Annotated in this window: 20 protein-coding genes and 1 pseudogene; 12 read left to right on the top strand and 9 right to left on the bottom strand. The window is 70.0% G+C overall.

The window, feature by feature from the left end:
* From J7E91_RS21790 to J7E91_RS21810, 5 genes and pseudogenes are all read left to right on the top strand, one after another.
* Positions 1-201: pseudogene (locus tag J7E91_RS21790) on the top strand (ATP-binding protein); the annotation flags it as partial.
* A 163-nt stretch (positions 202-364) separates the two neighbouring features.
* The gene (locus J7E91_RS21795; protein ID WP_037647859.1) at positions 365-793 is read left to right on the top strand and encodes a roadblock/LC7 domain-containing protein; all 429 of its coding nucleotides are present in this window, start codon (positions 365-367) and stop codon (positions 791-793) included.
* Positions 790-1,152, top strand: a complete 363-nt coding sequence (locus tag J7E91_RS21800; RefSeq protein ID WP_028811218.1) for a DUF742 domain-containing protein — start codon at positions 790-792, stop codon at positions 1,150-1,152. Before J7E91_RS21795 ends, J7E91_RS21800 begins: the two co-directional genes overlap by 4 nt.
* The gene (locus J7E91_RS21805; RefSeq protein ID WP_037647860.1) at positions 1,133-1,777 is read left to right on the top strand and encodes an ATP/GTP-binding protein; all 645 of its coding nucleotides are present in this window, start codon (positions 1,133-1,135) and stop codon (positions 1,775-1,777) included. Before J7E91_RS21800 ends, J7E91_RS21805 begins: the two co-directional genes overlap by 20 nt.
* Positions 1,774-3,045, top strand: a complete 1,272-nt coding sequence (locus J7E91_RS21810) for a cytochrome P450 (protein WP_214907397.1) — start codon at positions 1,774-1,776, stop codon at positions 3,043-3,045. Before J7E91_RS21805 ends, J7E91_RS21810 begins: the two co-directional genes overlap by 4 nt.
* 166 nt (positions 3,046-3,211) lie before the next feature.
* On the opposite strand, the gene J7E91_RS21815 is transcribed toward J7E91_RS21810, so the two are convergent.
* Positions 3,212-3,736 (bottom strand): hypothetical protein, encoded by a 525-nt coding sequence (locus J7E91_RS21815; protein ID WP_214907399.1) that lies wholly within the window; start codon positions 3,734-3,736, stop codon positions 3,212-3,214.
* Positions 3,737-4,065: 329 nt separating this feature from the next.
* Between J7E91_RS21815 and J7E91_RS21820 the strand changes: the two genes are divergently transcribed.
* Together J7E91_RS21820 and J7E91_RS21825 are read left to right on the top strand one after the other, a co-directional pair.
* Positions 4,066-4,887, top strand: a complete 822-nt coding sequence (locus J7E91_RS21820; RefSeq protein ID WP_214907401.1) for a triacylglycerol lipase — start codon at positions 4,066-4,068, stop codon at positions 4,885-4,887.
* Between the two features lie 221 nt (positions 4,888-5,108).
* Entirely contained in the window at positions 5,109-5,798 is a 690-nt protein-coding gene (locus J7E91_RS21825; protein ID WP_214907403.1) for a triacylglycerol lipase, read from the top strand.
* 82 nt (positions 5,799-5,880) lie between these two features.
* Here the strand turns inward: J7E91_RS21825 and J7E91_RS21830 are convergent, their stop codons facing one another.
* On the bottom strand, positions 5,881-7,104 hold the full coding sequence (locus J7E91_RS21830; RefSeq protein WP_214907405.1) for a cytochrome P450: 1,224 nt from the start codon (positions 7,102-7,104) through the stop codon (positions 5,881-5,883).
* Between the two features lie 174 nt (positions 7,105-7,278).
* Here J7E91_RS21830 and J7E91_RS21835 point away from each other — a divergent pair, with 174 nt between their 5' ends.
* The 3 genes from J7E91_RS21835 to J7E91_RS21845 are packed head-to-tail and all read left to right on the top strand — an operon-like array spanning position 7,279 to position 8,701.
* On the top strand, positions 7,279-8,127 hold the full coding sequence (locus J7E91_RS21835; RefSeq protein ID WP_214907407.1) for a helix-turn-helix transcriptional regulator: 849 nt from the start codon (positions 7,279-7,281) through the stop codon (positions 8,125-8,127).
* Positions 8,087-8,359 (top strand): DUF397 domain-containing protein, encoded by a 273-nt coding sequence (locus J7E91_RS21840; RefSeq protein ID WP_214907410.1) that lies wholly within the window; start codon positions 8,087-8,089, stop codon positions 8,357-8,359. The genes J7E91_RS21835 and J7E91_RS21840 overlap by 41 nt, the downstream gene beginning before the upstream one ends.
* Before the next feature lie 33 nt (positions 8,360-8,392).
* Positions 8,393-8,701 carry a hypothetical protein gene (locus J7E91_RS21845; protein WP_214907412.1) on the top strand — a complete coding sequence of 103 codons (309 nt, stop codon included), beginning with the start codon at positions 8,393-8,395 and terminating at the stop codon, positions 8,699-8,701.
* A 67-nt stretch (positions 8,702-8,768) separates the two neighbouring features.
* Here J7E91_RS21845 and J7E91_RS21850 read toward each other — a convergent pair whose 3' ends face one another.
* Entirely contained in the window at positions 8,769-9,842 is a 1,074-nt protein-coding gene (locus J7E91_RS21850; RefSeq protein WP_214907414.1) for a serine protease, read from the bottom strand.
* Positions 9,843-9,951: 109 nt separating this feature from the next.
* On the opposite strand from J7E91_RS21850, the gene J7E91_RS21855 reads away from it, so the two are divergent.
* The gene (locus tag J7E91_RS21855) at positions 9,952-10,170 is read left to right on the top strand and encodes a hypothetical protein (protein WP_251016070.1); all 219 of its coding nucleotides are present in this window, start codon (positions 9,952-9,954) and stop codon (positions 10,168-10,170) included.
* 72 nt (positions 10,171-10,242) lie between these two features.
* Here J7E91_RS21855 and J7E91_RS21860 read toward each other — a convergent pair whose 3' ends face one another.
* Positions 10,243-11,523: a cytochrome P450 gene (locus J7E91_RS21860; RefSeq protein WP_214907570.1), complete on the bottom strand. Its 1,281-nt coding sequence runs from the start codon at positions 11,521-11,523 to the stop codon at positions 10,243-10,245.
* Positions 11,524-11,761: 238 nt separating this feature from the next.
* Between J7E91_RS21860 and J7E91_RS21865 the strand changes: the two genes are divergently transcribed.
* Positions 11,762-12,931: a steroid 3-ketoacyl-CoA thiolase gene (locus J7E91_RS21865; protein WP_214907418.1), complete on the top strand. Its 1,170-nt coding sequence runs from the start codon at positions 11,762-11,764 to the stop codon at positions 12,929-12,931.
* Positions 12,932-13,019: 88 nt separating this feature from the next.
* Here J7E91_RS21865 and J7E91_RS21870 read toward each other — a convergent pair whose 3' ends face one another.
* The 5 genes from J7E91_RS21870 to J7E91_RS21890 form a co-directional block, all read right to left on the bottom strand.
* The gene (locus J7E91_RS21870; protein ID WP_214907420.1) at positions 13,020-13,427 is read right to left on the bottom strand and encodes a transglycosylase SLT domain-containing protein; all 408 of its coding nucleotides are present in this window, start codon (positions 13,425-13,427) and stop codon (positions 13,020-13,022) included.
* 275 nt (positions 13,428-13,702) lie between these two features.
* Positions 13,703-14,548 (bottom strand): ECF transporter S component, encoded by an 846-nt coding sequence (locus tag J7E91_RS21875; protein WP_214907422.1) that lies wholly within the window; start codon positions 14,546-14,548, stop codon positions 13,703-13,705.
* Positions 14,545-16,356 (bottom strand): ABC transporter ATP-binding protein, encoded by a 1,812-nt coding sequence (locus J7E91_RS21880; protein ID WP_214907424.1) that lies wholly within the window; start codon positions 16,354-16,356, stop codon positions 14,545-14,547. Before J7E91_RS21880 ends, J7E91_RS21875 begins: the two co-directional genes overlap by 4 nt.
* Positions 16,353-17,513 (bottom strand): energy-coupling factor transporter transmembrane component T, encoded by a 1,161-nt coding sequence (locus J7E91_RS21885; RefSeq protein WP_214907426.1) that lies wholly within the window; start codon positions 17,511-17,513, stop codon positions 16,353-16,355. Before J7E91_RS21885 ends, J7E91_RS21880 begins: the two co-directional genes overlap by 4 nt.
* On the bottom strand, positions 17,510-18,235 hold the full coding sequence (locus J7E91_RS21890; RefSeq protein WP_214907572.1) for an SCO2322 family protein: 726 nt from the start codon (positions 18,233-18,235) through the stop codon (positions 17,510-17,512). The genes J7E91_RS21885 and J7E91_RS21890 overlap by 4 nt, the downstream gene beginning before the upstream one ends.
* Between the last annotated feature and the right edge of the window lie 6 nt (positions 18,236-18,241).

Below are 18,241 nucleotides of genomic sequence, written 5' to 3' on the forward strand. Positions count from 1 at the left end.
GCCGAAGGCCCCGCTCAGGTCGCGACCGCGGGCGGCCTGCCCGTACGGCCGCCGGGACGCACGATGGCCGCCGCCGACCGGGGACGCCCCGCGACCGAGGCCGACGACCAGCCGCCCACCCCGCCCGGGCGCAACCCCGGTGCGAGTTTCGGCGCCTTCCACCAGTCACAGCGCCGTAAGGACCCGCGCCCACCCGCCTGAGCCCTGAGCCCCGAGCGCTGAGCCATGAAGCCCGAGCGCCGAGCGCCGAGCACCACCGTGCTCGAACCCCCGCGTGCTGCCGCCCCGACAGGCGGCTGTCCCCCTCACCCGATCCTTCAGATTGGAGGCACGGGCCGACCGGAGTACCACCCCCAACCGGCCCATGACCACCGTGCAGACCACCGACACCAGCCTGACCTGGCTCCTGGACAACCTCGTGGAGCGCACCCCCGGCACCCGGCACGCCCTGGTGCTCTCCCGCGACGGCCTCAAGCTGTGCCGCAGCAGTAACCTCACCCTCGACCAGGCCGACCAGCTCGCGGCCATCTCCTCCGGAATGCAGTCCCTCGCCCACGGTGCCTCGGTGGAGTTCGGCGACGGCACCGGCGGCGTCAACCACCTGATGGCCGAGTTCCACGGCGGACTGCTCCTCATAGTCGAGGCCGGTGAGGGCGCCCACCTCGCCGTCGTGGCCGCCGACAACGCCGACCCCGGTGTGGTCGGCCACAACATGAGCGAGCTGGTCGAGCAGATCGGCGAGCACCTGCGAGCCGAACCCCGCAGCCGTGCGCAGGACAGTCCGACGTCATGACCCGCCGCCCCGTCGACACCGGGTCTCCGGACCGCCTCTACACGGTGACCGGTGGCCGCAGCCACACCGCGGACACCACGGTGTTCGATCTGGTCACCCTGGTGGTCAGCGAGTGCGACCCGACGCCGGGCATGCAGTCGGAGCACGTACGCATCCTCACGCTGTGCCGCCACCCCGCCGCGGTGGTGGAGATCGCCGCCGAACTGCGCATGCCCATCACCGTCGTACGGATCCTCCTGGAGGACCTGCTGGCCGCCGGACGGATCACCGCCCGCCGTCCCAGGGCCGCCGCGGCCGCCGCCGACCTGCCCGAATCCGCCCTGCTGAAGGAGGTGCTGCATGGACTCCGCAATCTCTGACGCGTCCGCGATCTCCGACGCGCCGGCGCAGGCCCCGGAGCGTACGCCGCTCGCCGATGCCGCCGACACCGGACTGAAGATCGTCATCGTCGGCGGTTTCGGCGTGGGCAAGACCACGCTGGTCCGGTCCGTGAGCGAGATCCGGCCGCTGAACACCGAGGAGTACATGACGCAGGCCGGTGTCGGCGTCGACGAGACCACGGGGCTCGCCCACAAGACCACCACGACGGTCGCCTTCGACTTCGGCCGCATCAGTCTCAACGAGACCAAGGTGCTCTACCTGTTCGGCGCTCCCGGCCAGGAACGGTTCTGGTTCCTCTGGGACCGGCTGTTCTCCGGCACCCTCGGCGCGGTCGTCCTGGTCGACACCCGGCGCATGAGCGATTCCTGGTACGCCATCGACCGCCTCGAACACCACCGGACTCCCTTCGTCGTGGCCGTCAACCGGTTCGACGACGACGCCGCGTACTTCTCCCTGGCCGAGATCCGCCAGTCCCTGGCACTCCCCGAACACATCCCCCTGCTCGACTGCGACGCCCGGGTGCGAAGCGACGGCAAACGTGTCCTGATCACCCTCGTCGACCATCTCTACAAGCTGGCCCTGGCCCAGGAGACGACCACATGAGCGACCCCACCGCCGCCACTTCCGGGGCGACTCCTCCGCCGGGCTGCCCCGCGCACGACGCGGGCGCGATCCGGCTCAGCGGCCTCCAGTACCAGCAGACGCCCGCCGAGCTGTACCGGGAGATGCGCCGCGAACACGGCACCGTGGCCCCGGTGCTGCTCGACGGCGACATCCCGGCCTGGCTGGTCCTCGGCTACTCCGAGGTCTCGTACGTCACCACCCACGACGACCTGTTCGCCCGCGACTCCCGGCGCTGGAACCAGTGGGACAACATCCCCGCCGACTGGCCGCTTCTCCCGTACGTCGGCTACCAGCCGTCGGTCCTTTTCACCGAGGGCCTCGAACACCAGCGCCGCGCCGGAGTCATCAGCGAGGCCCTGGAAGCGGTCGACCAGTTCGAGTTCGGCTACAACTGCCGCCGGATCGCCGACGAGCTCATCGACGGCTTCGCGGGCAGCGGCCAGGCCGAGCTGATGGCGGCGTACGCGCACGCCCTTCCGATGCGCGCGGCGGTCCAGATGTGCGGAATGCCGGCCGGCGGCACCGACACCGACGACCTCGTGGAGGACCTGCGGATGTCCCTGGACGCGGCACAGGGCGACGACCCGGTGGCCGCGTACGGGCGGGTGGGGCAGCGCCTCCAGCAACTCGTGGCCCAGAAGCGGGCCACGCCGGGCCCCGACGTCATCTCCCGGATGCTCAACCACCCGGCGGGCCTGACGGAGGAGGAGATCGTCCAGGACCTCATCTCCATCATCGCCGCCGCCCAGCAGCCGACCGCGAACTGGATCGGGAACACGCTGCGGCGGCTGCTCACCGACGACCGGTTCGCCCTGAACGTCTCCGGCGGGCGGCTCAGCGTCGGGCAGGGCCTCAACGAGGTCCTCTGGCTGGAAACACCCACCCAGAACTTCATCGGCCGCTGGGCCGACCGCGACGTCCAGCTCGGCGGCCGCCACATCAAGGCCGGCGACTGCCTGGTGCTCGGCTTCGCCGCCGCCAACACCGACCCGCAGATCTGGCCCGAGGGCCACGTCGGCGCGGAGGGCAACTCCTCACACCTGTCCTTCAGCAACGGCGAACACCGCTGCCCCTATCCCGCGCCGCAGCTCGCCGACGTCATGGCCCGCACGGCCGTCGAGGCCCTGCTGGAACGCCTCCCGGACGTCATGCTCGCGGTCGAGCCCGAGGAGCTTGCCTGGAGGCCGTCCATCTGGATGCGCGGGCTGACCGCCCTGCCGGTGTCCTTCACCCCGGTGTCCCACTGAGGGGCTGCCGGGACCGGGTCCGCCGAGAAGCCCGGCGGCGTCGAGCCAGTGGCGGGTCCGGTCTGCCGACAGCGCTCGGCGACATCGGCGGGATCCCGGTCGGCCGGGACAGACGTGCGGAACGCCTCGCGCGATCTCCCGTGACTGCCGCGTCGGGGGCAGGCGCTCAGCAGGCCATGCCCTGGGACCGCAGCCACTCGCACATGGTCTCACCGGTCGTCCTGCCACCGTCGTACGCGCGCGGGTCCTTGTAACCGGGGCCGACGGGCTCGTGCTGCTCGAAGACGCCGTCGCCGTCCACATCACCGCCGTTGGGATCGATGGCCCCGCCGGGGTCGGGGTTGCGGCAGGCGGACCGGTCGGCCGGGTCCGTCGTACATACCTTCCCGCCGCCCGTGGCGGAGTCGGGCTGCCCGGATTCAGGGTGACGCTCGGCCGCCTTGCGTTCCGCTGCCTTGCGTTCGGCGGCTTCCTTGGCCGCCGCGTCCTGCGCCGCCGTGACCTGCGCCCCCAGCGCGCCGGTGAGCGAGGGGCTGAACTCCGGAGCGACGACAGCCGGTTCGCCGGCCGATTGCCCCGCCGGCGGCGTAGGGGAACCGCACGCCGACAGCGTGAACGGGAGCCCCGTAACCAGGAGGACTGAGCCGGCGAAGACAGCCGCCCGGCGGCGGGCGTGGAACTTAACGGCCATTTTGAGCCCAATGAGCGATTAGCACTGTTAGTCCGCTCAACACTACGGTGATGCCTGAGAGCAGGTCAACGAATCCCGGCACGGCCAGTGATCGCCGCACTCCGGAAGGGTTGACACGCGAGTAACTTGCGCGCAAAATCGCCGCACCGCACGACATTGCCGAACGATGTTCGGGATCTCCCCCCTCAAAGGAGCCATCCCGCGCCCCTGGCGAACCGGCTGCGAACAGCGCCGTTTCCAGGAGCAGCCAGACATCGCTCTCGCCCCCCCGCAACCACGATCTGTGGCCCCCGGCTCCCGCTCGCCTCCGAACCTCCCAAGGACCCCCTGTGCCGAGACTGCGCTCCACCCTGGTCGCCGCCGCTCTCGCGGTCACCGCCACCGTCGCCGGCCCCCTTCCGTCCGCCGTCGGCGACACCACCGACGTCTCTCCGCCCGGCGCCAATGACTGGTCCTGCAAGCCCGGCGCCGAGCATCCGGACCCGGTTGTTCTCGTGCACGGCACGTTCGAGAACATGGCCAAGAACTGGCCGACGCTCAGCCCCAGGCTGAAGGACGAGGGGTACTGCGTCTTCGCGCTGAACTACGGCGGCAACGCCATGGGGCCCATCGCCGAGTCGGCGGAGGAGCTGGATGCATTCGTCGGCGCGGTGCTCGGTGCGACCGGCGCGCGCAAGGTCGACCTCGTCGGCCACAGCCAGGGCGGCATGATGCCCCGGTACTACATCAAGAACCTCGGCGGCGCGACGAAGGTCGACGACCTGGTCGGGATCGTTCCGTCCAACCACGGGACCGAGAGCGCGCTCGTGCGGCCCGCCGGTCTCGAGAACGCGGCCTGCCCGGCCTGTGACGAACAACAGGCGGGCTCGGAGTTCCTGACCGGCCTGAACGCCAGGGACGAGACGCTGCCCGGCCCGCACTACACCGTCGTCACCACCAGGTACGACGAGGTCGTCACGCCCTACACCAGCGCCTTCCTGGACGGATCGGCCCGCGACGTCACCAACGTCACCCTCCAGGACGCGTGCCCGCTGAACGTCATCGAGCACGATCAGTCGCCCAACGACCCGGTGGTCCACCAGTGGGTTCTGCATGCGCTGGAGCGCACGGGACCGGCCGACCAGGCCTTCAGGCCCTCCTGCGTCGTCTGACGTCTCAAACCGCGCAGCAGCGGCGGCGGCCGGTCCGGAAGTATTTCGTGCACGCGTCTTGCCGTCTTCCGGATACCCGGCAGTAACCTTTCGCCACCCTCGTAGTACGGCACCGGTGCCTTCGGTCATTCCGCGACCCGGGACGACAGCTCCTCACAGCTCCCCCCGTCCCCAGCGCCCCCACGCGCTGTCCCGCTCGCCCGGAACCCCGTGAGGTAACCGTGAGAAAGCCCGTGATCGCGGCCGCTGCGGCCGCCGCCCTCCTGCTCCCCCTGCAAGCCACGACTCCGGCCGGTGCGGCCGGCACGGCGTCGGCGTACAGCCGCTCCAGCGATCCCATCCTGTTCGTCCACGGCTACAACGGCAGTGCGTCGAACTGGGACACCATGGTGAGCCGGTTCAAGAACGACGGCTGGCCCGCCTCGCACCTCGACCGGTGGAGCTACGACTCCCGGCAGTCCAACGCCACCACCGCCCAGCAGCTCGCCACTGAGGTAGACCGGCTGCTGGCAGCCACGGGAGCCTCGAAGGCCGACGTGGTCACCCACTCCATGGGCGGGCTCTCCTCCCGCTACTACGCCAAGAACCTCGGCGGCGACTCGAAGACCGAGGCATGGGTATCGCTCGGCGGACCCAACCACGGCACCGACACGGCCAACAGCTGCTTCGACACCTCGTGCTACGAGATGCGCATCGGATCTGACTTCCTGACGGCCCTCAACTCCGGTGACGAGACACCAGGAAGCCCGCGCTACGCGACCTGGTGGTCGCCCTGCGACACGGTCATCAACCCCGACAGCAGCGTCGCCCTCTCCGGCGCCACCAACACACGCACGGGCTGCCTGAGCCACAACGGACTGCTCACCGACGCCACCGTCTACGCCCAGACCCGCGACATGATCAACCGCTGAGAGCTCCCGCCCACTCGCCGCGCCGGAGACTCCTTGACCACCATCGGGTCCACCGGCGCGGCTGAGTGGGGCGCCGCAGCCCTCAGCCGACGGGCGTGAACGCCACCGGCACGGCCTGCGGCCCCCGCGTGAACACGCCCTGCTCGACGATCTCGGCGCCGTCCGCGAACCGGATGTCCGGCATCGCGTCCAGCAGCTGGTTCACGCCAACCTGCACTTCGGCCCTCGCCAGCAGGGCGCCGACGCAGAAGTGCCGTCCGAGAGCGAAGGCCAGGTGGTCGGCGGCGGCGGAGAAGGCGTTCGTCGCGGTGAGGTCCTCGCGGAAGATGTTGAACGAGTCCGGGTCGGCGTACCGGCTCTCGTCACGGTTGGCGGAACCGATCAGGCAGGTGACGGTGGCGCCGGCCGGGATGGTGCCACCACTGAGCGTCACGTCCACCGCAGTCTGGCGCATGATCATCTGTACGGGCGGGGTGAAGCGCAGCGTCTCGGCGAAGGCCCGGTCGATCAGGCCGCGGTCCTTCTGTACGGCGGCCAGCTGGTCCGGGTGCGCGAGAAGGTTGGCGAAGAGAGCCGCGATCGCCTTGTCTGTGGTCTCGCCACCGGCCGCCAGCAACAGACTGCAGAACGCCTTGATGTCCTCATCGCTCATCCGTACACCGTCGACCTCGGCCTCGCACAGCGTGGACAGCAGGTCGTTTCCCGGCGCCTTCCGGCGTTCCTGAATGATCGGAATCATGTACTGGGCGAACTCGACGCGCGTACGCTCACCCGCCGCCGCCACCTCGGGGTCACCGGCCAGATTCCCGAGGAACGCGATCACGGTGGTGTACCAGTGGTGGAACTTCGCGTGGTCCCCCTTGTCGAGACCGAGCATGTCGGCGATGACGTTGACCGGGAAGCGGGTCGCGAACGCGTCGACGAGATCGACCGTACCCCGGTCCCGGAAGGTGTCGATCAGTTCGCGGGCGTTGCGCTCGATGACCGGAAGGAACATCTCCTGGAGGTCCTTGCCCCGGAAGGCGGGAGCCACCAGTGCCCGGCGCACCGCGTGTTCTCGGCCGCTCAGCTGAAGGATGGTCTTCCCGTGCACGGGCTCGATCTGCCAGTCGTAGTTGTCGGTGGTGAACACCGACTCCTTGTCCTTGAAGGCCCGTTCGACGTCCTCGTACCGGGATATGACGTAACTCTGCATCGCCTCGTGCCAGAACAGCGGCGCGGACTCCCGCATGACCTTGTAGGCGGCGTACGGATTCGCGGCGAACTCGGGCGAAAGCAGGTCGGGGACGTGCTGGGCCGTAGGCATTGGTCGGACGCTCCCTCGATCGGTAACGGGCTGACCACCCAACGTTATTGATCATTCACCAGTACGGATAGCCCAGGCCCACTTACGAAGAACGTATCCGTGCGACTACTCTCAGCAACGCCTCAAAACGCAATCCGCCTCAAAGGGGGCGGAGTTGAGCGAGGGAGACCCGCCTTGGTCAACATCAACGTCCTCGACCCGAGCGCATCACCGCTCGACTACTACGGCTACGAACTCCGCCGCTACCGCGAAGCGGCCGGACTCACCCAGCAACAACTCGGCTCGGTCATCAACTACACCGGCTCGCTGGTCGGCCAGATCGAAACCGCCCGCAAGCTCCCGACGGCCGAGTTCAGCGAACGCGTGGACCTGGCGCTGGAGACGGGCGGAATGCTGTCCCGGCTGCTCGGGCTCGTACTGCGAAGTCGACTACCGGTCTGGTTCCAGCAGGTGGCGGAGCTGGAGGCGCGGGCGACCGAGATCTGCACCTTCCAGACGCACATGGTGCACGGCCTGCTCCAGACCAGGGCGTACGCACGGGCTGTGCTCGGCGCCATGGACGAGAGCAACCTGGACGACCGTACGACGGTCAGGCTGGCCCGGCAGTCCATCCTGGAGAAGAAGGAGCCGCCGTTGCTGTGGGCGATCCTCAGCGAGGCGGCGCTGAGGCAGGTGATAGGCGGTCCGGAGGTCATGCGGGGCCAGTTGACCCATCTTCTGTCCTTCGAGGCGGACCCCAGGGTGTTCGTCCAGGTACTGCCGTTCGGGGCGGGTGCGCATGCGGGACTGACAGGTTCCTTCAACCTCTATCGCTTCGCGAGCGACCCGGACATCCTCTACACAGAGGGCTATGGAATGGGGCACCCGACCGCCAATCCGGAGACTGTCAGGGACTGTTCACTCCGTTACGATCACCTCCAAGCGGCGGCCCTGTCCCTCAAGGACTCGGCGGAGCTGATCCGGCGCATCATGGAGGAACGCTATGAGGAGCAACCTCGAACTGACCAGCGCCCAGTGGCGTAAGTCGAGTTACAGCAGCGACCAGGGCGGCGATTGCGTCGAGTGCGCCCCCCTGGGCGCGGCTGCCTGGCGCAAGTCCAGCTACAGCGGCGACCAGGGCGGCGAGTGCGTCGAGATTGCCGAAGCCCCCTGCCTCGTCGCCGTACGCGACTCCAAGATCCCCGAAGGCCCCGCCTTCACCGTCTCCCGCCCCGCCTTCACAACCTTCGTACGTGCCGCAGGGATCGATCTCTGAGTGACCCGCCGGGCAACTCATAAGCTGAGCAGCATGGATGCACGGAAGAGGACTGTGGCATTGGCCGTGCTGCTGGGTGCGTTGTGTGGCTCGGCGGCAACAGCGGGTGTGACGATAGCGATGAGTGATGATCACGTGGTGTCCGTAGAGGGGCACGTGCCGACTGAGACGCGCGAGGATCACATCCGGGCGTGGAAGGCCGCGCTGGCGAAGTCAGGGAAGACGCTTCCCCCGAAGGCGAAGCTTGACAAGATGAGCGATCAGGAGATCTTCGAGGCCATGTGGGATGAGGACAGGAAGTACGCCGAGCCCATGGATATGCCCAACAGCGTCGTGGACTGAAGCCGGGCCATAGCGAAGGACCCTCTCCGATCCTGCGGGGAGGGTCCTTTGTGCTGCTGGCCAGGTGTCAGGTGGCGTTGGCAGCGTTGATCACTGCCGCTGCGTTGGCGCCGTGCTCGGAGGAGAGCAGCTTGTCGTCGACGCGGTTTCCGGCCTGGTCTTCTACGTGGTGGCTCACTGCGCCGATGATGACCGGGGCGCCTTCGATCAGGTTGTCGATGTAGGGGCCGCCGCTGGCGCCGCCTTCCATGTCGCAGGAGATCGCGATGCGGTCATCGAAGGGGTTGAAGGAGCTGTAGTCGGTGGTGTTGCCCCGGCAGTACATCATGCGCTGGCCGTTGAGGTCGGTGCGGTTGTTGCCCTCGACCGGGTAGCCGACGGCGTGGACGTCGGTGAAGTCGGTGCCGTTCTCGGTGAACTGGTAACCCAGCGCGCCGCCGACGGCGTTCTCGAGAGTTCCGTAGACCAGGACGGGGTTGAGGACGATGGCCGCCATGTCCGATTCTTTGGTGTCGCCTTCGGCAGTCCAAGTCGACGGGGCGTACATGCGTTGGGCGGTCCACGAGCCGAGGGGTTCTTCCCCGTTCCGGTAGCCCGGCACGTACTTGATGCTGCGCATCCAGCCGGCGTCGCCTGAGCCGTTGCCCAGGTGGACGCAGTGCCCGGCCGTCCAGATCGTGCTCTTGTTCTTCGACAGGATCGAGGAGGCGCTGCACTCCTTCGGAGTGCCGTCGGGCAGTTTGAAGAACAACTTGCCCACGGTGTTGTAGGCCGGGTTGTTGGTATAGGGGACTTCCTGGGCGACGGAGACCGTCGTAGCAGCCGCAGCGTTCAGCTGGGTCGTGGTGGCCTTGGGCATGACGCCCTTGGCCGAGGCGGAGAGCTTCATCCTCTTCGCGGGACTGTCGACGGAGCGCTTGCCGGGCTTGGCCTTGGGTGCCTCCATGGGGCTGGCCTGCTTCATGCGCTCGGGAGTCCAGTACTCCCGTATCTCCTTGTCGCTCTCCTGGCTGGTGTGAACATCGACACCGGTCGCGGTGCGCTCCGTGACGGTGGGGGCCGCACTGGCTGTGGTGGGGGCGGCAATGACGGCGAGCGCGGCGGCTGCTACGGCCGCTGCGGCAAGACGGGGAAGACGCACAAGTGTCCTTCGGAAGAGAAATAGTTGATCTTGAGGCCGCATCAAACCACAGATCTGTTGATGTGGCCATTACAACCCAACGCCCGTCCGGCAATGGGTGATTAGCGCCTTGCGCCTTGGATTCCAAGCCGAAGCCCCCCTCGCCATCGTCTTCAGCCGGTGGACCACCCCGATCCTGTGGACCCTCCACACGCACGGCCGCCAGCGGTTCGTCGAGCTGGACGGCCGCAGCCTCGCCCCGCTCTTCGCGCACCTCGCCGAATGGGCCACCGCCCACTTCCCCGAGGTCGACCGGGCCCGGCGCGACTACGACGAGACCAACCGGTGAGAGGTGGGGGGCGGGGCGTAGGGGGAGTTGGCCCCCACCTCCCATGTCCGGGGTTGTCCGCAGCCGCGCCGGTCAGGCGGTGCGGGCGGTGCGGGCGGTGCGGGCGGTGCGGGTGGTGGTGACCCGGAGTTCCTTGATGCCGTTCAGCCACGCCGAGCGCAGTCGGCGCGGGTCCCCCGCCGGCTTCAGGTCCGGCAGGGCCTCCGCTATCGCGTTGAAGATCAGGTTGATCTCCAGTACGGCGAGGGACTTGCCGAGGCAGAAGTGCGGGCCCCCGCCGCCGAATCCGAGGTGCGGGTTCGGGTCGCGGGTGATGTCGAAGGTTCCGGGATCGGTGAAGACCTCGGGGTCGTTGTTGGCCGAGGAGTAGAAGATGCCGACGCGGTCGCCCTTCTTGATCCGCTGCCCGCCCAGTTCGAGATCCTGCGTCGCCGTCCGCTGGAACGACACCACGGGCGTCGCCCAGCGCACGATCTCCTCGGCGGTGGTGTCCGGGCGCTCACGCTTGTAGAGCTCCCACTGCTCGGGGTGGGTCAGGAAGGCGTGCATGCCGTGGCTGATCGCGTTGCGCGTCGTCTCGTTGCCGGCCACCGCCAGCAGGATCACGAAGAAGCCGAACTCGTCCGGGCCCAGGTTCCCTTCGCCCTCCGCCGCCACGAGCTGCGACACGATGTCCTTGGCCGGGCACTCCTTGCGGGCGGCCGCGAGGTTCATGGCGTACGAGACGATCTCCATGGCCGCCTCGGTGCCGACCTCCTCGGTGATCGCGTACTCGGGATCGTCGTACGCCGCCATCTTGTTCGACCAGTCGAAGATCCTGGTCCGGTCCTCCTGCGGTACGCCGATGAGTTCGGCGATGGCCTGGAGGGGGAGTTCGACGGCGATGTTGGTGACGAAGTCGAAGGTGTTGTCGTCGGCGGCGTTGGCGATCGCCGTCTCGACGATCGAGTGCGCGCGGGTGCGCAGGGCCTCTTCCAGCGAGCGGATCGCGCGCGGGGTGAAGCCGCGCTGGACGATCTGGCGGACGCGGGTGTGCTCGGGCGGGTCCATGTTGAGCATGATCAGTTTCTGGACCTCGATCTGGTCGCGGCTGATCGACTCGTTGAAGCGGATGACGGCGGTGTTGGTATGGGAGGAGAACAGCTCCGGGTGCGTGGAGACGTACTTGACGTCGGCGTGCCGGGTGACGGCCCAGTAGCCCGCGTCGTCGAAACCGGAGATACCGGGGGGCTGCGCGCACCACCACACCGGCGCGGTCTGCCGCATCCGCGCGAACTCCGGATGCGGCACGCGGGCTTGGAGCAGGTCGGGGTCGGTGAAGTCGAATCCTTCGGGCAGCGCGGGGCAGTGCATCGGCAGCTCCCATGTCTGACGACCCATCAGAAGTTGCCGGGAATGTAGTAACGAGTTCTACAAGTGGCAAGGGCCGCGGCGCCATTTGTTGCGTGTGGAGTGCGCGCACAAGGCGTGCAAGGCCCTTGCGTTGCCGGGTGGCACTCATGAGACTGCTCAGAGAACTAGAACGCGTACTAGTTGTTCGCAGCTGCCGTGGGCGCCGGGGGACGTCCTGCGGACGAGGAGAGGATGGCTCATGGCCGCGGAACCCGTCATCGTCGAAGCTGTACGCACCCCCATCGGCAAGCGCGGCGGCGCGCTCGCCAACCTGCACCCGGCCTATCTGCTGGGCGAGACGTACCGCGAACTCCTCGGCCGTACCGCCATCCACGCCGACTGCGTCGAACAGATCGTCGGCGGTACGGTCACCCATGCCGGCGAACAGTCCATGAATCCGGCCCGCAACGCCTGGCTGGCGGTCGGCCTGCCGTACGAGACGGCCGCGACGACCGTCGACTGCCAGTGCGGCTCGTCCCAGCAGGCCAGTCACATGGTGGCCAACATGATCGCCGCCGGGGTCATCGATGTCGGCATCAGCTGCGGTGTCGAAGCCATGTCGCGGGTGCCGTTGGGGTCCGGGTCCAAGCACGGGCCGGGGAAGCCGTGGCCGGACGAGTGGAGCGTAGACCTGCCCAATCAGTTCGAGGCGGCCGAGCGGATCGCCCGTAAGCGCGGGCTGACGCGCGAACGCGTCGACTCGCTGGGCCTGTTGTCGCAGGAGCGGGCCGCGACGGCATGGGCCGAGGAGCGCTTCAAACGGGAGACCTTCGCCGTACAGGTGCCGACGACCGAGGAGGAGCAGGCGGCGGGGCAGGGCATGTGGCGGCTCGTCGACCGGGACGAGGGGCTGCGGGACACGTCGATGGAGGCGCTGGCCCGGCTCAAGCCCGTGATGCCGACCGCCGTGCACACGGCGGGGAACTCCTCGCAGATATCCGACGGCGCGAGCGCGATCATGTGGGCGTCGAAGCGGATGGCGCGCGCGCTCAAGCTCAGGCCGCGTGCCCGGATCGTCGCCCAGGCGCTGGTGGGATCCGACCCGCACTTCCACCTCGACGGGCCGATCGACGCGACGCGGGCGGTGCTCGGCAAGGCGGGCATGTCGCTCAAGGACATCGACGTCGTCGAGGTCAACGAGGCTTTCGCGTCGGTGGTGCTGAGCTGGGCGCAGGTCTTCGAGCAGGACCTGGAGAAGGTGAACGTCAACGGCGGGGCGATCGCGCTGGGGCATCCGGTGGGGGCGACGGGGGCTCGGCTGATCGCTACGGCGCTGCACGAACTGGAGCGCCGGGAGAAGGAGTTCGCGCTCATCGCGATGTGCGCGGGGGGTGCGCTCGCCACCGGGACGATCATTCAGCGGCTGTAGCTCCTGCCCCGGAACGGCGTGAAGGCCCCGTTGTGGTCGACCAGGGAGGGGTCGACGACAACGGGGCCTTCATCACTCACGCGGCTGGTCAGTACCAGCCGTTGGACTGCCAGAAGCTCCAGGCGTCGCACGGGCTGCCGTAACGGTCGTTCATGTAGTCCAGGCCCCACTCGATCTGGGTGGCCGGGTTCGTCTTCCAGTCCGCGCCCGCGGACGACATCTTGGACGCGGGCAGGGCCTGGACCAGGCCGTACGCGCCGGAAGAGGCGTTGCTGGCCTGCGGGTTCCAGCCGCTCTCGTGCTCGACGATCTTGTCGAAGCACGCGTACTGGGCGGCATCCGGGATCATCTGCTTGGCGACGGTCTGCGGGCTCGCGGCAGCGGCCTCGGAGACGCCGCCACCCATGACCACACCCACGGAGCCGAGCAGCACGGCAGCGCCGGCGGCGAAGGACTTGGGGCGGGAGACGAGGCGGTTGATGATCGGGAACGACACGTGGAGACCTAACGTCGGGTACGGGGGATGTCGCGGGCGGGCCGGTGGCGACCGGCGTACCGCTCCCGGCGACTGCTCCAATGAAGCAGGGCAGCAGCCACGGCGCAATCACCCCGCTTACTAGCAGAACCGGTAAAACGGGCATATCGGCCCGTCGTGCGCTAGCGGGTATCAGTCCTGGTCAGCGGGCTGGTGGAGGGGTCGGCGGCGGGGCTCTGGGCCTACTATTCGGCCTAGTCGAGGACCAAGGTCCTGTGGGCCCTCTCACCGCCCGGTCAGTGCCGCGGGCCCTCGAATGTGACCTGGGCCTCGAACGCCGCGCGTCGCGTGGCCCGGCGCAGCGCCTTGAGGAGCGTGGCGCCGATGGTGAGGGTCAGTACGACGGTGAGCGCCGCCCGGCCCAGGTCCCAGCCGAGGGAGGTGGCGAGGCAGTACGCGAGGAAGCGGGCCAGGTTCTCGTGGAGCGGGTCGCCCGGGTGGAAGGAGACGCCGGACGACATGCCGCCGATGTACGTCCAGCCCTGCAGGTTCATGACGGTGCCGTAGAGGAACGCCGCGACGCAGCCGTACGCCGCCAGCATCACCAGCTCCAGGCGGCCGCGCAGGCGCTCCGCGCCCGGCAGCAGGCCCGCCCCCATCGTGAACCAGCCCATGGACAGCATCTGGAACGGCATCCACGGCCCGACACCACCCGTGAGCAGTGCGGAGGCGAACATCGTCACCGCACCGAGTACGAAGCCGAAGCCGGGCCCCAGGACCCGCCCGCTCAGCACCATCAGGAAGAACATCGGCTCCAGGCCTGCCGTCCCCGCCCCGAGCGGCCGCAGCGCCGCGCCGACGGCGGCCAGCACGCCCAGCATCGCGACGGCTTTCGCGTCGAGCCCGGAATCGGCGATCGTAGCGACGACGACGGCGACGAGGAGGGGGAGGAGGACGGCGAGGAGCCAGGGGGCGTCCTGCGCGTGGTCACGGGCGAGCCCCGAGGCGGGGTCGGCGAGCAGCGGCCAGCCGAAGGCGATCACCCCGATCGCGCTGATGAGCAGGAGCGCGGCGACGGAGCGGGGGCCCAGGCGCACCGGGCGTACGGGGCGTACGGGGCGGGCCGGCTGTGCGTCGCTCATGCCGTCGTCCCGCCCAGCGCGTCGCGCACCTGCGTGACGGTCAGCCACTTCTGCGGGGCGAGGATCTTCGCTGTTTGCGGGGCGAAGGCGGGGGAGGAGACGACGACCTCCGCCGTCGGGCCGTCCGCGACGACCTCGCCGTCGGCGAGGATCACGACGCGGTGCGCAAGCTCCGCGGCGAGCTCGACGTCGTGCGTCGCCAGTACGATCGCGTGCCCTCGCGCGGCCAGCTCGCGCAGCACGCCGACCAGGCGCGACTTCGCCGCGTAGTCCAGGCCGCGGGTCGGCTCGTCGAGGAGGAGGAGCGGGGGTCGGCCGGTGAGCACGATGGCCAGGGCCAGGGCGAGGCGCTGGCCCTCGGACAGGTCGCGCGGATGCGTGTCGTCCTGGATGCCGGGGAGCAGGTCGGCGACCAGGGCCCGGCAGGCGCCCGGTTCGGCGCCCGCGTCGCTGTCGGCCGCGGCGCACTCGGCGGCGACGGTGTCGGCGTACAGCAGATCGCGCGGCTCCTGCGGGACCAGGCCGACCTCGCGGACCATGTCGCGGGGGCGGGTGCGGTGGGGGGTACGGCCGCCGACGGTGACGGTGCCGGAGGTGGGCTCGATCATGCCGACGAGGGTCGCGAGGAGGGTGGACTTGCCGGCGCCGTTTCGCCCCATGAGGGCGATGGTCTCGCCCCGGGACACGGTGAGGGTGACCCGGCGGAGGGCCTCTACGCGGGCGCGGCGGATGTGGAGGTTCGTGACGGTGGCTACGGCGGTGCTGGTGCTGGTGCTGGTGCCGGTGGCTTCGGCGGAGGGCGGCTCGGGGCGGCGGCGTCCCAGCAGGCGGGCGAGCTTTTCCCCTACCCGCCCCTTCCTGAAACTGTGGGCTCCGCCCCCAGACCCCCGGTCCTCAATCGCCGGACGGGCTGGATATGGCCCAGGGGCAAGCACGCTTGCCTGTGCCGGGTCCTGCGGCGTGCCGGACGCGGCACCTGGTTCCGCGTCGGCCAGGGTCGCCCGCAGGTCCGTCGCCCGGCGGCGGGCGTCCCGTACCGAAAGGGGAAGCGGGGTCCAGCCCGCGAGGCGGCCCAGTGCCACCACCGGCGGGTGCACGGGCGAGGCCGCCATGATGTCCGCCGGCGCACCCATGCGCGGCGTCTCACCCGCGCCCGGCAGCAGGATCACCTGGTCCGCGTACTGCACCACCCGCTCCAGGCGGTGCTCGGCCAGCAGCACAGTCGTACCCAGGTCGTGCACCAGGCGCTGGAGCACCGCCAGCACCTCCTCCGCCGCCGCCGGGTCCAGCGCCGAAGTCGGCTCGTCCAGGACCAGCACCTTCGGGTGCGGGGTGAGCACCGAGCCGATCGCGACGCGCTGCTGCTGGCCGCCGGAGAGCGTGGCGATCGGGCGGTCGCGCAGTTCCGCGAGGCCGAGCAGGTCCAGCGTCTCCTCGACCCGGCGCCGCATCACGTCCGGCGCGAGGCCGAGCGATTCCATGCCGTACGCCAGCTCGTCCTCGACGGTGTCGGTGACGAAGTGGGCGAGCGGGTCCTGGCCCACCGTCCCGACCAAGTCGGCGAGTTCGCGCGGCTTGTGGGTCCGGGTGTCGCGGCCGTCGACCGTCACCCGTCCGCGCAGTGTGCCGCCCGTGAAGTGCGGGACGAGGCCGGAGACCGTGCCCAGCAGAGTCGACTTGCCGACTCCGGAAGGGCCGACGAGCAGGACCAACTCGCCCTCCGGCACGGTGAGATCCACGCCCCGGATCGCCGGCGACGCGGCGTCGCCGTCGGCGTAGCTGACCGACACATTCTCGAACCGGATCACTTCGGAGTCGCTTTCACTACGGGAGATGCGGGAGGTACCGGAGATGCGGGAGATACCGGAGACGCGGGAGGCACCGGGGCCACGAACGCCGGCAACAGCCCGATCAGTACCGACGCCGCCGGCCACAGCGGGAATTCGGGGGCGACGAGAGGGACCACCCCGGGGTGCAGGGCCACCGGATCGTCCGCGGCCGCCCAGATCATCAGCGCCGCGACCGCCGCCCCCGACCCCGCCACCAGCCACGCCCGTACACCCCACTCGTCGGGCCGGTAGCGGGTACGGACGCTGCGCCGGCCGCCGAGGCGCAGGCCCGCCAACGCGGCGACGAGCCCCCCGGCCATGACCGGCAGACCGTACGTCGCACCTTCGGCGGCCAGCAGCCCGTACGATCCGGCGCACACCCCGAGGAGCCCGCCGAGCGTCAGCGCGGTCGTCGTGTGCCGTACGGCGGGCGGAACCTGGGCGGTGCGGCCGTAGCCGCGCGCGTCCATCGACGCGGCCACCGCCACCGACCTCTCCAGCGCGCCCTCCAGGACCGGCAGTCCGATCTGGAGTACGGCCCCCACGCCCCCGGTCGGCCGGCCGCGCAGGCGGCGGGCGGTGCGCAGCCGCACCACGTCGGCCACCATGTTCGGCGCGAACGTCATCGCGACGACGACGGCGACCCCGGCCTCGTACAGCGCGCCCGGCAGCGACTTGAGCAGCCGGGCCGGATTGGCGAGCGCGTTCGCGGCGCCCACGCAGATCAGGAGTGTGGCCAGCTTCGCCCCGTCGTACAGCGCGAAGACCAGTTGCTCGGCCGTCACGCGCCCACCGATCCGCACACCCTGCGCCCAGTCGGGCAGAGGCACTTCGGGGAGCGTGAACAGGGTGTGGGTGCCCGGAACCGGTGAGCCGAGGAACGTCGAGAAGACCAGGCGGATGCCGATGACGAGCAGGCCGAGCTTGACGAAGGCGCCGTACGAACGCGCCCACGGCGCATCCGTCCGCCGCGCGGCCACCACGTACCCGGCCACCCCCACCAGCATCCCGAGCAGCAGCGGATTGGTGGTCCTGGACGCGGCGGCGGCCAGGCCGAGCGCCCACAGCCACCACGCCCCGGCGTGCAGCGCGTTGCTGCGGCCGGCTTGCGGCGCGCGCAGGGTCATGGAAGTCATCCGCGGCGGCGGCGCGCCTGCCACACGCCCGCCGCGCCGAGCGCGAGCACGGCGGCGAGGCCGACGAGCAACCCGGCGGAGGGTCCGCCGCCGCTGTCGTCGTCGGTGGACGTGAGGGCGGTCGGGGACGCGGCGGAGGTGCCTGCGTCCTCACGGCCGGACACCTGGTCCCCGCAGCCGGTCTTCGGGTAGCCGGAGATCGCGCAGAGCAGGGCCGTGCTGTTATAGCGCAGCGGCTTCGCCACCGAGGCGAGCGCGTCCGCCGCGGTGGCGTCCGTACCGGTCCGGGCGCACGCGGTGCGCAGCGCGGGCGGCTGCTCACCGTCCGGGGCGTCGGCCGGCGTACCGGGGTCGATGACGACCGCGATCCGCTTGGCGCCGTCCTCGGCGGGCGTCCCGCCGCAGACGGCGTCGAAGGAGTCGGCCGCGTGGCGCGGCTTCGCGGAGTCCTGCGAGTCCTCACTCACCGAGAACCGGAAGCCGATGACATCGCCGTCGGCGGGCCTGGCGGTGGCGGGCCCCTGGGTGGCGTACGTCCACTCACCGCCGTCGCTCTCCCAGAACGACCAGTAGCGGTAGCCGCCCGACGCCGCGGCCTGCGCGGACATCGCCTGTACGGACGCCGCCTGTACGGACGCCGCCTGTACGGACGCCGCCTGCGCGGGCCCCGCCGCCGGGCCCAGCACCGCGAGCGCGGCGCCGAGCGTGAGCAGCGCAGCCATCAGCCG

Origin of the sequence: Streptomyces sp. ISL-99 (genome assembly GCF_018614005.1) — a bacterium.
Lineage (GTDB): Bacteria > Actinomycetota > Actinomycetes > Streptomycetales > Streptomycetaceae > Streptomyces > Streptomyces flavidovirens.